At 44.5% G+C, this 15,159-nt stretch carries 12 protein-coding genes; all 12 read right to left on the bottom strand.

All coding sequences use genetic code 11. From position 1 onward, the window contains the following. Positions 1–43: 43 nt before the first annotated feature. On the bottom strand, positions 44–2,014 hold the full coding sequence (asnB, locus tag KP814_RS05330; protein ID WP_216735781.1) for an asparagine synthase (glutamine-hydrolyzing): 1,971 nt from the start codon (positions 2,012–2,014) through the stop codon (positions 44–46). Between the two features lie 71 nt (positions 2,015–2,085). Then, a complete protein-coding gene (locus KP814_RS33330; RefSeq protein WP_216735780.1) occupies positions 2,086–3,219 on the bottom strand; it encodes a glycosyltransferase family 4 protein in 1,134 nt (377 codons plus the stop codon). A 150-nt stretch (positions 3,220–3,369) separates the two neighbouring features. Beyond that, a complete protein-coding gene (locus tag KP814_RS05320) occupies positions 3,370–4,104 on the bottom strand; it encodes a bifunctional 2-polyprenyl-6-hydroxyphenol methylase/3-demethylubiquinol 3-O-methyltransferase UbiG (protein WP_216735779.1) in 735 nt (244 codons plus the stop codon). Continuing rightward, entirely contained in the window at positions 4,097–5,029 is a 933-nt protein-coding gene (locus KP814_RS05315) for a glycosyltransferase family 2 protein (protein WP_216735778.1), read from the bottom strand. Before KP814_RS05315 ends, KP814_RS05320 begins: the two co-directional genes overlap by 8 nt. Continuing rightward, entirely contained in the window at positions 5,019–6,116 is a 1,098-nt protein-coding gene (locus KP814_RS05310) for a glycosyltransferase family 4 protein (RefSeq protein ID WP_216735777.1), read from the bottom strand. Before KP814_RS05310 ends, KP814_RS05315 begins: the two co-directional genes overlap by 11 nt. A 4-nt stretch (positions 6,117–6,120) precedes the next feature. After that, positions 6,121–7,533: a hypothetical protein gene (locus KP814_RS05305; RefSeq protein WP_216735776.1), complete on the bottom strand. Its 1,413-nt coding sequence runs from the start codon at positions 7,531–7,533 to the stop codon at positions 6,121–6,123. 5 nt (positions 7,534–7,538) lie between these two features. Next, entirely contained in the window at positions 7,539–8,288 is a 750-nt protein-coding gene (locus KP814_RS05300) for a bifunctional 2-polyprenyl-6-hydroxyphenol methylase/3-demethylubiquinol 3-O-methyltransferase UbiG (RefSeq protein WP_216735775.1), read from the bottom strand. Between the two features lie 35 nt (positions 8,289–8,323). Then, positions 8,324–10,081, bottom strand: a complete 1,758-nt coding sequence (locus KP814_RS05295; protein WP_216735774.1) for a carbamoyltransferase C-terminal domain-containing protein — start codon at positions 10,079–10,081, stop codon at positions 8,324–8,326. After that, complete coding sequence (locus KP814_RS05290) at positions 10,081–11,253, bottom strand: lipopolysaccharide biosynthesis protein (protein ID WP_216735773.1); 1,173 nt, start codon at positions 11,251–11,253, stop codon at positions 10,081–10,083. The genes KP814_RS05295 and KP814_RS05290 overlap by 1 nt, the downstream gene beginning before the upstream one ends. Positions 11,254–11,407: 154 nt before the next feature. Then, a complete protein-coding gene (locus KP814_RS05285; RefSeq protein WP_216735772.1) occupies positions 11,408–12,271 on the bottom strand; it encodes a bifunctional 2-polyprenyl-6-hydroxyphenol methylase/3-demethylubiquinol 3-O-methyltransferase UbiG in 864 nt (287 codons plus the stop codon). Then, on the bottom strand, positions 12,252–14,126 hold the full coding sequence (gene asnB, locus KP814_RS05280) for an asparagine synthase (glutamine-hydrolyzing) (RefSeq protein ID WP_216735771.1): 1,875 nt from the start codon (positions 14,124–14,126) through the stop codon (positions 12,252–12,254). The genes KP814_RS05285 and asnB (KP814_RS05280) overlap by 20 nt, the downstream gene beginning before the upstream one ends. A gap of 64 nt (positions 14,127–14,190) precedes the next feature. Then, the gene (locus KP814_RS05275; protein WP_216735770.1) at positions 14,191–15,141 is read right to left on the bottom strand and encodes a Wzz/FepE/Etk N-terminal domain-containing protein; all 951 of its coding nucleotides are present in this window, start codon (positions 15,139–15,141) and stop codon (positions 14,191–14,193) included. Between the last annotated feature and the right edge of the window lie 18 nt (positions 15,142–15,159).

Here is a 15,159-nt window from a genome sequence, read left to right as displayed (position 1 = left end):
CGATTTTAAATTTATAATTACGGGTATTACGGGGGCCACTTGCTCACGCAAGCGCCACCGGTGGTACAACTACTTCTTTTCTACGGCTCAGTAAGACCCTTTCTTCCCAGCTTCTGAACACAAGTATTGTCCACAATTGTGAAGAGAAATTTTCACCGCGGAGATGGCGACGCCACATATTCGCCACCAATTCAAAATTCACTAAACAAGAGCGCTCCAATGCTGTTTTCATCAGCAGGGACTCCGCCCAATCTCTCAGCGCGCCTCTTAACCATCGATCCATAGGCAACCCAAACCCCTTCTTTGGACGCTCAATCAAGTTTGACGGCACATAGCGGTACAACAGCTCTCTCATCACCCGCTTACCCTGATCAACGCCGTCCGCCTTTTTATACTGAAAGGGCAATGTCCAAGCCCACTCAACCAAACGATGGTCAAGCAGCGGCTCTCTTGCTTCTAGTGAGCACCGCATAGACGCCCAGTCCACTTTCATGAGGATATCGTTGGGCAGATAATGCTCCTGGTCACAGGCCATCATCTGTTCCGACCATGGAATTCCCTGGTAATGATCTATCGAGGGCCCCCAGTCATACAGCTCTCTCATGCCTAAAAGCGACCCTGGCGAGTCCCATACAGATATTATTTTTCTGTATGCATCACTCTCCGAAGTAGACAGGTAGTCAGCGAATCTGTCCACTCGATAGGCCAGTCCCTCGCTACCGGTATATCGCCCACGCGTTAAACGATGGACAAAACTGTCCCAAAATGTCGCAGGCGCTAATTTTAATAGCCCACCGATAGCCCTCGCCCCCACCGGGGTCAGCGCTTTTCTCAGTGCGCTTATTCGGTCGCCCCAAAAATACCTGGGATAGCCTGCGAAAAGCTCATCGCCTCCGTCGCCAGACAGTGCAACCGTGACTTTCTCACGCGTGAATTTACTTAGCAGATAGGTAGGAATAATGCTGTTATCGGCAAAAGGCTCATCTTGAGCGCCGGCGATTTCAGGAACCAAGTCAATCGCATCGCGCTCAGTTAAAATAGCCTCATGATGATCAAGTTTCAGGCTCCGCGCCACGCCCCGCGCATATGCCGACTCGTCATGCGACGGCTCTTCAAAGCCAATAGAAAAAGAAGAAATAGAGCCATTTGAAAGCTTGCGCATCATCGCGGCAACCAGAGAGGAATCCACGCCGCCGGATAAGAAAACACCTAGAGGCACATCTGAAATCATTCTAAGGGAGATCGACTCACTGAGAATGGACTCCATCTCGTCCGCAACCGCCTTGATATCAAGCCCTCCTTTCTCCTTGCGCGCTAACACCCCATTGCGAACGGTCTCTTTAATTGACCAGTATGCGGACTCTTTAACGCCGGAAGTTTGCGACCACTCAATCAAAACACCAGGCTTTACTTTACGTATCGACTTAAAGATAGAGATTGGAGCGGGAACAGTTAGATACCGAAAATAGGCTTGCATCGCATCGCCATTCAGCTCAGCGTCAAACCAGGGCAAACGCTTCAAAGGTCCCAGTTCTGAGGAAAAAGCGATTTCGTCGCTATCAACAGAATAGTAAAGAGGTTTCACCCCCATTCGGTCTCGCGCCAAATAGAGCTTCCTGTCATGAGCATCGTAGACGGCGAAAGCGAACATTCCGACCAATCGCCTCAACGTATCAACAACACCACGGCGCTCTATGCTTCTTAATAGAACTTCTGTATCCGAGCTTCCTTTAAACTGGCAACCCGCCTCTATAAGCTGTCGCCTGAGCTGTTGAAAGTTATATATTTCTCCATTGAATGTCAGCGTCCAGCGCCCATTTTCACTGGACATGGGCTGCCTTCCCGCACTGCTCAAGTCCAAAATAGAGAGGCGCCTGTGCCCAAGCCAAACGTTATGATCTGGATAAAACCAATCTCCACGATCATCCGGCCCTCTATGCGTTAACTGATCCAGCATTTGATTTGCATGCTGTACATTTAGTCGAGCGCCAATCCAACCTAAGACTCCACACATAAGCAGAAGCTTCCATCTTATCGCCGCGCTATAGGCTGCGCCGCTTAAGCCTTTAATTCATTGGTCGCCCACTACTTTCCGTTGTATGCGGCCAGTTGCGCAGTCCGATAGATCAGTCTGTTCCAGTATTGTTCATGAGATTTACAACAGTTCGTGATTGAGAAAGTGGTTTCTGCTTTGGATCTAGCGGCGACAGACAGTCGCTCCCTCAATTCCGTATTCCCTAAGACAGCCACTATAGAGTCCGCCAAAAAATCAACATTACCGACTTGCTCAACTAAAAGTCCTTCTTTTCCAGACTCCACCAGCTCAGGAATGCCATCGATTGCATAGGCCACAATTGGCAAACCAAAACTCATGGCTTCCATTATGGATGTAGGGCACCCTTCACAGTACAAAGAGGGCAAAACCATCAAAGATGAGGCCTTGAGAAAAGGGCTTACATCCTGTTGAAATCCGGCGTAAGTAACCCACTTCGTCAAATCCATTGACTGAATCTTGCTTTGTATAATTCCTCCCAAATCGTCTCTTCCCAAGAAAATAAACTTGACGTCAGGAATTACATTCACAACTTTCGAAATAGCATGCAGATAAGGCTCATAACCTTTTCGGTAATTGAGATTCGCAACTGTAATAACTACAAGTGAAGGCTTGGCTGTCACGTCCAAACTGAATGGAATGGCGTCCAAGCCATTGTAGGCCGTAGCAAGTTTGCTAGAAGGAATACCGAGTTGCTGCAACGTACGATAAGCGGCTGTTGAATTGGTGACGTATCCATCAATCATCCTGTGCGCGTACTTCTCTATTCGCCTAAACCAGACATCTAGCCTGCTTGTTGAATCTGGGTTCCACCTAATACCTTGAACCAATTTCACACAAGGCATGCACCATCGCAGCATTCTGAGGAGAACTGCTGACCGAAAGCCGATGACATAAACAATATTGATATTTCGCTCTCGAACAAATCTTATTGCGTTAAGAATGGCCAACATCCCAAAGCGTCCATGCCTTCGCTGGCGCTTTCCAAACAGAAATGGAGTCATACCTATTCCATGAGCCCATTCAGACCATGCGCCATCGCCATCCAACGCCCCTATGAAATATTCAACATTTGGAGTGGAATAGGTCGCCGCCCTCGCCATTTTAGTAAGGCTGCGTTCCGCCCCACCTAACTCACTGCTGGTAAATAGAATTAGAACTTTCACCGGTAGGTCTCGCCTTTAATATCCTTACTATCAACTTTCCAGACCACTCATATATCAAGCTCACCTTTTCACCTTCAAAAACGAGCCCCCTTTAAACACCAACTATAAAAATATACTGCTAACAAATCACATAACGATCCATTAAGAAAATTACTGCCAAGGGTTTTCACTCGCCAACACAATATAATGCGTAGCCATTATTTTAGAGTATATATTTAATCCTGCAGACCGCAGAAGGAGCTTTTCAGCCATCCTGACCCACTTATTGTTATATGGCGAAAATGGAGCTGAAGCATAGATATAGTCACGTATAACCACATATCCATGACTTGCAAGCAAGTTACGGAAGCTTTCTCGCGTCCAAAACTGTACATGTCCAAGTGAGTTTTCATACCTTGGTTTGTTTAAAAGAGACCATTTCAGTGTCTGAAACAGGCAGTCTTCAAGTGGCACTTCAAATACATACCACTTGGCGACCCCCTTCAATGACGCCAGCGCTTCATCAACATCTGGAATATGCTCAAGCACATGGGAAGAAACGACAGCATCAAACTCGCCCAACTGCCTGACGTTCATTGGTGACGTAATAACCCTGTAATCCAATCCCGGTTGAGCAAACTCCCGGTGTGCATTACGAACTCCAGTTCTACTGACGTCTACACCGAGCACCTTATAAGCAAAGCTATTCTGATACATCCAGTATGACAGAACGCCATTGCCGCACCCGAAATCCAGGACCCGATGCGGCCGACGCAGCCCTCCCCAGACTTTCTCGATTGCAGGAAAACGATCTCTAACCGCCGAATCCATCGCATACGCATACTGATAGCCTGCGTCACGCCAAAAATCTTCATAAAATTCAGAGTCGTCCAGTGTGTTATCCATATTTTCTCAGCACTCCGATTCTACGTGCGAACATTATAAGAGGGCGCATTACCCCCTCTCCCATAACAAGAATAAAAGCCGTAGCTAGAAACTCGGGTATAGCGCGCATGGAAAAGCCCTGCAGCCAGGGACGCCATATTCCTGACAGGTTGCCGACTTTTCTGTATACGGCGTAGCGTAACATTTTGGTGTGATAAACTCTGGGAGCGTACCGCCGATACTCAGCGCTGAATTCTTGAAAGAGCTTCTCATAACAAAGGGCCGTCTCCCTGGCTTTCTTTTCCGTTAACCAACCACTGGAAACAGAGCCCTGCCTTTGATCGTGATATATCCTTAAAATGATGGGGGTAATCCAAAAGTCGCATTCTTTTGCGAAATAGAGGTAACTAACTACCCCACAAGACTTTCGCAACCCTAAGTCTTGATATAGTTGAGTTCTTACAAAATTTCCACGAAAAACAGGCAAATATTCTCCTGAATGCCTTTCATTCAAAAGATCCTCGTAGGTCAATCTGCCACGATAAGCTGGCTCTGAGACAGTAGGCGCGCCGTTAGAATTTACACATGCGCTGTAGCACAATTGGCAATCTTCCGGCCATTCAGAAATAATTGACAGCAGTCGCTCTGGCCAACCTTCGACAAACTCATCATCCGCATCCAGGATCGTAACAAAATCGCCTCGGCTGGCCTTGATTCCTGTGTTACGAGCGGCGCACATCCCCTTATTAGACTCATGCACGACCAAGCGCACAAAAGGATAGTCCTTGATGGCGATCACAAGTGAATCACCGTCGTCGCTTCCATCATCCACCACCACTACTTCCACTTCGAAGGCGATATCTACCAGGGAAGCGCTAATACTTTTTAAAGTCGCGCTTATAGTCGCACTGGCATTAAATGCAGGCACAATAACGCTAAGCAGCATGACGGCCAAACTCCCTCAAAAAAATCTCCAGGCTGTTCTTCCTGTACCGCTTTAAACGCTCTTCGTCTTCAGCGACATGGACAATCGCTTTCTCCAATTCTCGAGAGAAAACACTATCATCCGCTCTTTCTATCAATGACTTTATATTTCCAAGTTGATAGTAGTACGGAGATGGGAGGTATTTATCCCATATCGAAATAGGTGGCCGCAGTAAAACCCCGTTCTCTTCATTCCTGACCATTTCTGATATGGCGTACACATCAGTGGCAATTAGCGCCATTCCGTATGACATCGCCTCCAATACCACCATCCCAAATGAGTCCACGTAGGTTGGATGAATCAAAACGTCACAATGGCTCATAAATTTTTCTGCTATTTCGCGCCGGCTATATTCTGCAGGGTGAAAATGGATAGCAGGGCAACTAGCAACCAAATCTTTATATTTATCAGGAAGATGAGTTACCATATCCAAAGAAATATTGGGAGATGATTTATAGGCATTTATAAATGCGTTTATTAGCGCCCGCCCACCTTTTATATCGAACTGAGTAGATATATAAAGAAATCTCTTAACCCCTCCCCCTCTAGCAAGATGAGTTACATTCGTCTCTCTAACCACAGGCATATAGGGATATGATACAACTGCTTTATCAGCCACATCATCCCCCAAAGTAAGCCGCAAGTTTTCTAGGCAAGCGCGGCTCATACATCTTATCTGAACACAGCGCTCAGAAAGCAATATTTTCCTCAATATAGGCTTATATAACCCGAAAGCTCTAATATTGTAGCCAGTAAGGCTATAAGGGTTATCTAAATCTACAATAAACTTTCCAGATAGGACTAAAGCCCCCCATACATAGACAACAGTATGATCATCAAGCCCCTTGGGCCTGACCTTAAAGTTAATCAATGGCACTCTATTAACCCAAGATTTTATACCAGCGCCAGCAATAGACTTTTTAGAGGCGACTTGCTTTCCCACCTGTTTGCCAACATCTGGGTTAGCGACTTCTCCTGGCCAATTCCTAACCGTATCAAGTTGACGGTCTCTAAAGTAGCCATGGGGATAGAAATATATTGCACTCATAATATTAACCAGAATTCAACGCCAAATCCTTTACATCACCCTCAACTTTACAGCATTTTAACCCTAGCACGATCTCAACCATTTCCTTAACCTCTGCATATATACGGCGCGGGCCTAATATAATTGCCGATGAGATCAAAAATATAATTAACGGCTGAGTAAATCCAGTTCCACTTCTGACTATATTAAAAATATTTGCCAAAACAAATATGGAAATTGATTTTCCGGCATAATTTTCATCATTAGACCATAATTTAAAATAGAGAATTTTAAGCAGTCTTCCCAAAAAGAAGGCAAAGAAAATACCTACAAAAAAACCCATCCCGAACATGAAATCAACAACAAAGCTTGATGGCAAAGTTGTTGTAGCTGATCCGTTTTCATACATCCAAGGATAAAGAAACTTCTGCTCAGATATGCTTCCATATATTTCAGGTTTACTTGTCCACAACGCCCTGGGAACAGCCCCTAAAAAAAAGTTGAAAACCCAAGCCACACCGCCATCAACTCCAAATACAATCTGATTAAAATCAGCCTTCTCCAAAAACGCAGCTAAGTGGTCGATACCTTCAAAAGAGGAAGATAAAGAAGTAAGAAAATTTCTCATCACAAATGCACTTAGAATTATCTTGCTGACAGATATATCTTCAGATAAAAATAAGTACGGATCAGTATATCTCAAAGTCTGCAGAAGTGGCGCCATAAATATGGAAGAAAGTATCAAAGCTGGCGCCAACGCCACTCCGCGCCGCCGCCTTAAAATATAGCACACCGCCAAAACAAATATTGTCATTGATATAATACGCCTGGAAGCCAGCGCAACTGTCATAACAAGAGATGTAATCAATACAGCCAAAACGACAATCCAAAAAACATTATCTTTAGCAGGCCTCCTTTTATAAATCCAAATAATGCATACATAGGAGAAAAACGCGTTCAAATAGAGTTCTGAAAATAGGAATACATGCCCTCCCCCCGTCCTCATCTCGTTTTGCTCGTTACCTTGAAATGGGACAAAAACACCGTCTTGTATAACTCGACCAAAAAGGAAAACCCAGGCCAGAGAAACTAACACCAACACCTTAATCCCTGGATACTTTACCGCCACCTCTCTCTTCGCTATAAAATGCTGGTTGCTGCCCGTTAATGACAAATAGCCGAAAAATGCAGAAACCCAAAACAAGAATGCCACTAATAGCGAAATAATAAGCTCTGACTCACGCCAATCCCTGCTAACTTGGAGAGAAATTATTCCCTGATCAATCAAAACCCCTCTAAATGGAAAATATATTATCCATAACAGCGAGAAAAACCAAAAATGATTCAAGCAGGATTTGGAGACACCCAGACGACAAGTATCGTATAGCCAAAGCCCAACAACCAAAGCACAAGAGACTATGAGAAAGGCTAAAAGCATTTCTATTATTTTCCAACAAAGTGGATTTTATAATTCATACTTTTTATATTCAAAAAAACCTTATGAAGCTTCGGCATAAAGCCTTCAAAAGCCCCTTTCATTATCAAATACTCTTTTTTGCACACCAACCCTTGATTATAGTAAAGCTCTTTCCAAAAAGGTTCTGAGTGAAAACAAACACCAAATCCTGCAGTATTAGCTCCCATAAATTTCGCAAACGGAGCCAACAGCCTGCTGGACGAAATTCCGAATATTATTTTACTCGTTACCTCGTTATACAACCCTCCGTTATAGTGAATTTCATAAACAATAATCACACCATTTTTTGTAAGTAGCTCTCTGGATACTTCTAAAGCTTTCCTCTGTAATGCTACAGATGACGCCCAGCTTTCACTGACAAAGTGATGGAGTACGAAATTAAAAAAAATGACATCGAACCTCTCATTACTATCTAGCTTTCTGTTAGCCCAATCCAAGTAGTTATCACATACGACCTCTTTGTTGTGACGGGATGTATTTTTGTCAGCCATTACTTGGCTCATCTCGACAATTGTCCCCCTTGATTCAGGCATAGAGCTCAGCATAGTATCCAAAAAAGTCCCATTCCCTCCTCCTACATCCAACAAATTAACTGAAGCCGGATTATTGAGAAGTGAGCGAACAGTGTTTACAACCGGTGAAACAGCATGTACAGCAGTGGAGTCATGATCAAAATAAGCCACTCTATCTTCTGAGAGCCGCACTATATCGTTCATAATTGCGTACCTTGTATTCTTGGCCCATAGCAACGCTATGATTTTGAGATTAAAAATGTTCCAAGCGCCAAATATTGCAGGCCTGAGTTCTCAAAAGTCATAATTGCCTGCTCTGGCGTGGCGACTAACGGATAGCCATGAAGGTTGAAACTCGTGTTTAAAACAGCTCCTACGCCTGTAAGGCCATGGAACTCATGGATCAGCCTGTAATAGTCAGGATTCACTTGCTTTTTGACGACCTGAGGCCTCAACGTGTGGTCCCCTTGATGGATCGCAGCGCGCAGCTGGGCGACCCCTTCCTCTGTCGCCTGATATGTACATATCATATAAGGCGCTTCTGATTTTTCAGGGTCATAGTTTTGCAAATACAGAGAAGCATGCTCTTCGAGGATGCTGGGAGCGAAAGGCATCCAGAAGTCTCTGGATTTAATCAAATCATTAACTGTGTAGAAGCTTTCCATATAGCTTGGGTGCGCCAATATGGCTCTATTACCCAATGAACGGGCTCCCCATTCACAGCGGCCATGAAATCTTGCAACGACATTTTTGCTTGCAAGCAGTTGCGCAATTTTTACTTCTATCTCATCAAACTCTTGAATCTTATACTTCTCACTCAACCTCGTTTTTTCTATGTAATCAACGAAATCCTCCCTTGAGTATCCGATCCCCAGAAATAAGTCTTTCAATGGTTTTGTGGGATGACCGCTTCTCGCAGCATAGTCATAACAAGCGCCAATGGGATTAGACTCATCGCCACATGAAGGCATAAAACAGACAGTGTCGACTTCTTCCAAATCCTTAATTCGCTGGTTTAGCTTGACGTTCATAAAAACTCCGCCACCAACAAATATATCCCGCAGTCCCGTTTTCTCTATTCCACTTTTAATCCAGCGAATGCATAGATCTTCCGTTAGATGCTGTAACGCGGCGGCGATATTGTCGAAACGCTCTCCAACTGCATTCTCCACCAGATAATCGTAGAATTTTGTCGTATCCACATTGGAAGAAAAGCTAAGCGGGTTATGTGGATCTAAATCTATTACCGGTTTAAAAATCTTTTCATAGGCTTTCAGGTAGTAGCTTTTCGCATAAGGAGCCAATCCCATTACCTTATATTCATGCTCCAGTATCTTCATGCCTAAAAATCTAGTGGTGTTACTATATATCCCCCCCAGGGAAGACCTCATCGGCGTTTCAGCCAACCTCTCCCAACCGCCATCAGCGCGAGAAATGCTCACAGTGGAGCATAGGCCGTCGCCGCTACCATCTAAGGTAAATATAAGTGCGTCTTTTTTTGATGGAGTTGAACAAAATGAGTGAAATGCCGCACGAGCATGACAGGTATGATGCTCAATATGCTCTATGGATTTATGCTCAAGTCCTGCTTTTTTTAAGTTAACTTGTAACTCCTCTACCCCCATCTCCTTTAGCTGATTCGCCCGAATAGTCCTAAGTCGGTCAAATGCTTTAGGAGCCAAACGTCCGGCGATACCTTTTTCGGCTCTTTTGATAAGCTCCGCTATGCTCAGGGAAGTCTGGGTTTCTGGAGTAGACCCAAATAGATAGTCGTAACAAATAGCAGGAAAGACCTCCAAGCTTGCTATCAGCACTTTATCTATCTCGTCCGTACGCCATCCCACCTCTCTGCAAAGAGAGCGAATGGCATCCACCGGAAAATCTGCGGAGTTCTTCTTATTATCCAGCTTCTCCTGACTTAACGCGCCTTTAATCTCACCATCTTCCATAGCTGCGACAGTGGAATTATGACCGACATGAATCGCTAATATCTTCATTAGATCAATCTCTCTTTTCTTATTATAAAGTAATAGGCTAGAGCCAGCCCTAGTATATATTCAACGTTTACCGCCACAATTGGAGAAATAAAGCCAAAATAGTCATACAGTGAAATTATTAGTGCAATTTTAAAAACCAACTCAACAGCCATAACTTTTATCAGCATACGCAATCTAACCATTGCATAAAGGAAGCTAACCGGCCATCGGGCAAGACTAAGAAAGAAAACAGCTCCGGCGCACATTAAGTAATTAAAATCGCCTGAAAGCTCGGAAATATTACCCACCCATACCTTTAGTATGCTTTCTCCTGCAAAGTAAAACACCGTCGCCGCCACAAAGCACATCACTCCATAAGCGAAAAATCCTTTTTTGAAGAGATTTCGCAAACTCTCCTTCTCACCTTTGGCATCCATGTGAATGACATATGGCTCAGCATATCCGGGAATTCTCCACAATGTCTGCATCAGAAGATTAGGGATTTTCCAAATCAGAGTGAGAGTAGCGGCGGCTTCCGCCCCCATTAAATACCCAACAATGATTACATCCGAGAATATAAATAGAAGTAATACTCCATATATTGAGTACCCTGCCGCAAAGCTCTTAAGCATTCTAGAGGCGATTTCTATTTGCGCCCTATCTGGGCGCTGTAAAATCACATAATGTCCGTGGCTGGACATTTTCCTCCAGTAAAAGTGGGTGCATATTCGCATTATCAGGAAGCCAAGCGCCATGGCTATAAATACCGCCTGCATACCGATATCAGACAAGATCATAAGATATACTGAGACAGCCATAATCAAAGGGCTTATAACCTGCAATACATTACCTTCGTGCTGTTTTTTCGTCGCAGCAAACGCAGCCAGCTCAGCGGAAAACTCATACTGGATGACAATGTATATACAAAAGCATGCAATTAAGGAGTGAAAATTAGATATTGCATAGGAGTCAGGAGCCCCGCTAAGCCAGTAACTCTGAAAGAAAACTCCAATTATCGCAAGCAGCGCCGCAACTATAAGTCCATAACCTGTAAATAGGTACTTTGATGTTGAGTAGATCTGACGGGCGCCAGCAATATCCTGTTTAGCAACCGCTTCTCCCATAAGACGCGCCCCTCCGCCGCTAACCCAAGTTATTCCTAATGCCAGGAGAGGTATTGCGGCAAGCATCATGGAAATAACTCCAAACCCCCACTTTTCGTACTGGTCAAGATATAGAGGTATCGTAATAAGCTGAGTCAGCATTGTTACGAACATCAGGATATAACCACTTGAAAGAGTGCTTAAGTATGGCTTTATAACTTTTATTGACGCCAAGGCTAGCAATTCATTGTCCCTTTTTAGCGACAAACATAAGACTGGGGTAAAGCCCAATTAGGAATATCACGCTGATTACTGCCTTTCCCACCCCTAATTTATTCAGCATACGAAGGGCCTTTGCTATGCCAGGGTACGCCTTTATCGCCACAGAGTTACCGAGCAATAAGCGTTCTACTTTTTCATAAAATACATTTCTGATGGCAAGTTCATTATTAAGCAGTAATTTCTTAATTTGATGAGGCGTTACAAGCTGCAAGTGATCTAAAAAGGGCGCCTGTTTTCTCTTACCCTGAACCAGAGCACACAAAGACATCCATTTTTTTCCCAGCTTTGGTATCGTCCATATTTGTAAGTGCGGCTCATAGGGCCATATGTAGTTTGGCGCTTCAATGTATATCACTCCATTTTTTGATAGCACCCGCGTCATTTCACTGATGACTTTCTCTACGTCCCTGACATGCTCAATCACCGTACTACATAAAATCAGATCAAACTCACCATCCTCAAAAGGTAGGCTCTCACCGAAGCCCCGAACAAATCGGCAAGTAGCAACCTCCTTAGATAAAGCTTCCGCCACATTAACCGCTTCGTGTTCAGGCTCAATACCAGTCACTTTAGCTCCCGGGTACTCTTCAGCGAGGGCCACGCAGTTCATTCCAATAGAAGAGCCAACCTCAAGAATGCTTTTTACATTATTTCTGTCTACGTACTGGGAGACCCACCGAACTACCTCGCGAGATGACTGAGAACAAGCTTCGTAATGACGTTGAAGGCTGTCGCCCAAAATAATCCGTTCCGCGTGCCCTCTATTGTCAGAGTTGTTCAAGAAGTCCAACCAAAGGGCTTCCGCTTCAGAAGTCAGCGCTCTCATGATTCCTCCAGAGTTGTATGGCGAAGAGCCTCGCGACAGTGCTTGTATCGACGCGGCTGTCTCCTCCCAGGTACCGATTCCAGACACCATTCAGGTTTTTTGCGTCAAATAGGCCCTCGCAGTCATCCGCTCCGGTAAAAAGACGATTTCCTACATCTCGCCATGGCCCCTTTAAAACATCTTCTTCCTGAATCCCCATACCAAAGCCTCGCTTTGGCGCATGCAGTATTTCTTTTGGGATCAAGTCTCCCACCGCCTCCCTGAGAATATATTTCAGACCCTCTCCACTTCCCCCTTTGCGCACCTTATCTTTAAAATGTATTCCCATCGCAGCTGCGATAACTTCTTTATCAAGAAAAGGCGCTCGAAATTCCACTGAAGCCATCATTGCGGGCAGATCAGACGAAATTGTTATTGAATGGGCATTCTCAATTAGTAAAGCCAAATAGTTGGACTCATCGATGAAATCTTTATTTGGAAGAAGCGGCCCCCAATAACTCATTTCCTCGGAAACATAGTTCAGCATGGTCCTGGCTATGTCAGGAGGAATAATCAAAGGCCATTGTTCAGCCGCCTTATACTTATAATATGCCGCTTTCCTTAATCCAGGCCTTTCTAGTAAAAACTTTAGCGGCCCCTTTCTCCAACTGTCAGGTGCAATTCGAGCACATGCCAGAAATAAAGCTATGCCGCTTAAAAGCTTTGATATTTTTGCAGTATGGAAATGACCGGTATAACCGAAGAACAGCTCATCAGCGCCATTTCCGCTCATGACGACCTTAACTCCATCCTCATGAATCGCTTCAGACATTTCATAAGTATGAATAAGCGGCAACAGCATGATTGGCTCCCCCCAGGTCGCCAACAAGCTTTTAAAAACCTGAAATTGCCTATCAGCGTCATAATAAAATTCCTTATGACTCACTCCGAAAAGTCTCGCTACCTTTCTCGCCCTGCACAAATCTTCATCCTCAGGGCCAGCTCCGAAGGCATAGGTTCGAATAGTTTGGTTGGTGTGCTTTTTCATCAAAGCGACAATAGCGGAGCTATCTACCCCGCCCGACAATAAGGCGCCAACAGGAACATCAGCTTGGGACCGTATAGCCACAGCGTTCTCAATTACATCACGCAGTTCCGCGGCGTCTCTCACCATGCCGGGAGTGGGACTCCAATGCCGCCACATCGACTCCAGCCTTCCTTCGCGAACAATCATTGCATGGCCTGGCCTAAGCCTTTTAATCCCTTGAAAAGCGGTATGTGGCTCAGGAATATGACGAAGATTATGTAAAAGCATCGCCGCCAAGGCGGAGTGATCAATACTTCTGTTGATATCCGTAAACACTCCCAATGCGGGGATCTCAGAAGAAAAATAAAATCCGCTACTAGTTTCAGCGTATATGAAAGGCTTTTTGCCTACAGGATCCCGTGCGCAAATCAGGATATTTCTCTGATGGTCAAATAGTGCGAGGGAAAACATCCCTCTTAGCTCATCAAGAAACAATTCTCCCTTCACCCGGTAGGCGACCAGTAAAACCTCAGTATCAGAATTGGAATTAAATGTATATCCAAGCGCCTCATACCGGGTTCGCAGTTCTTTATAGTTATATATCTCTCCATTAAAAACTACGGTCAAGTCACCACAGGGGCTATGCATGGGCTGATTGCCTTGGGGAGATAAATCAACTATAGCCAGCCTGGAGTGACAAAGCCCTATTGCTTTCGACTTATTAAGCCAATAAGCGGAAGCATCAGGGCCGCGATGCCGCTGCTTTTCCAGAATCCCTTTAAGCAACGCCGCGCCATTCTGGTTCGCGCAGTGTGAAGGTTTATAGTAGAAACCGCCTATTCCACACATTAGCTTGATAGATCCTCATATCATTTATATAAATAGTGATAATGCAAGGACAACAATAACAGGCTTACTCACTTTTTTTGCTTTCAGTTAAAATCTGAATAAATAAAACTAATAAAACCCCAAAAACACACCCTGCGATAGCGCCAACGATCACCATTTGAAATCTATTTGGTTTATATTTTTGCTCTGGCACAAACGCAGGATCGATCACCCTGAACACATAATCCTCCCTGACGCTAGCCAACATAGCCACTTTGGCCTGCGCTTCAACTAACTGATATAAAACTCTTTGCATTTCAGCATTTACAGTGAGTCTTATCTGTTCATTTAGATAATCTATGCTTCTTTCGGCTTCAGCTTTTTTCTGTAGCCTTACATGGCTATTGAGTTTATTAATCAGGAGGGTTACCCAATGCGCCGCCTCTTCTGGCTCATACGCCATGACAGAAACCGTTACCAGCCCGGATTTAGGATCTTCAGATACACTTAAATGCTTACTTACAAAGACCTGATAGGTTTTTTGCCAGGAAGGTTCGAGAGAAGATAATTCCTCCTCATCATCTCCCTTTAACCAAGTTAAGAGCCCGCCTAGTAGAGAGCCGGGCTTTTTCCACTGTCCACTCTCTTTATCCCAGTTTTTAATAAACAGAGAGGACTTAATATTTTCCTCTTTCAAAAAATGCGTGAGAAAATCTTGTGACTTCAGGATAGCCAGCGCCTCGGTTACTTCAGACTTCCCTCCGCCAATATTAAGTCCCGCGATACTGGCCAACCCTCCAAACTGCCCCGCAAGACCTGCAAGCCCCCCTCTTTGCTCTTCCTGCGCCGGCGTCAACAATACAGATGACTTATATATATTCGGTTTATTAACCGCCATTAATATCGCAAAAAAAATTGAAATGAAGGTTATGGATATTATTAGCCACTTCCCCTTCCACAAGGTGCGAAGCATGTCCTTAAGACTGACTTCGTTATCCTTGTACGTTTCAATAACAGGAAAAGTCTTTCTTTCCATAGTTCAATAGTCCATAGA

The sequence above is a fragment of the Hahella sp. HN01 genome, from assembly GCF_018986435.1.
GTDB lineage: Bacteria > Pseudomonadota > Gammaproteobacteria > Pseudomonadales > Oleiphilaceae > Hahella.
This window is presented reverse-complemented; position numbering and strand designations above follow the sequence as displayed.

Bases quoted from the DNA above. Each gene is read 5' to 3' on its own strand.
- KP814_RS05315 (WP_216735778.1), bottom strand. From the start codon at position 5,029: ATGCTGCTTAGCGTTATTGTGCCTGCATTTAATGCCAGTGCGACTATA.
- KP814_RS05295 (WP_216735774.1), bottom strand. From the start codon at position 10,081: ATGAAGATATTAGCGATTCATGTCGGTCATAATTCCACTGTCGCAGCT.
- KP814_RS05275 (WP_216735770.1), bottom strand. From the start codon at position 15,141: ATGGAAAGAAAGACTTTTCCTGTTATTGAAACGTACAAGGATAACGAA.
- KP814_RS05285 (WP_216735772.1), bottom strand. From the start codon at position 12,271: ATGAGAGCGCTGACTTCTGAAGCGGAAGCCCTTTGGTTGGACTTCTTG.
- KP814_RS05305 (WP_216735776.1), bottom strand. From the start codon at position 7,533: ATGCTTTTAGCCTTTCTCATAGTCTCTTGTGCTTTGGTTGTTGGGCTT.
- KP814_RS05320 (WP_216735779.1), bottom strand. From the start codon at position 4,104: ATGGATAACACACTGGACGACTCTGAATTTTATGAAGATTTTTGGCGT.
- KP814_RS05310 (WP_216735777.1), bottom strand. From the start codon at position 6,116: ATGAGTGCAATATATTTCTATCCCCATGGCTACTTTAGAGACCGTCAA.
- asnB (WP_216735771.1), bottom strand. From the start codon at position 14,126: ATGTGTGGAATAGGCGGTTTCTACTATAAACCTTCACACTGCGCGAAC.
- KP814_RS05290 (WP_216735773.1), bottom strand. From the start codon at position 11,253: ATGATGCTTGCCGCAATACCTCTCCTGGCATTAGGAATAACTTGGGTT.
- asnB (WP_216735781.1), bottom strand. From the start codon at position 2,014: ATGTGTGGAGTCTTAGGTTGGATTGGCGCTCGACTAAATGTACAGCAT.
- KP814_RS05300 (WP_216735775.1), bottom strand. From the start codon at position 8,288: ATGAACGATATAGTGCGGCTCTCAGAAGATAGAGTGGCTTATTTTGAT.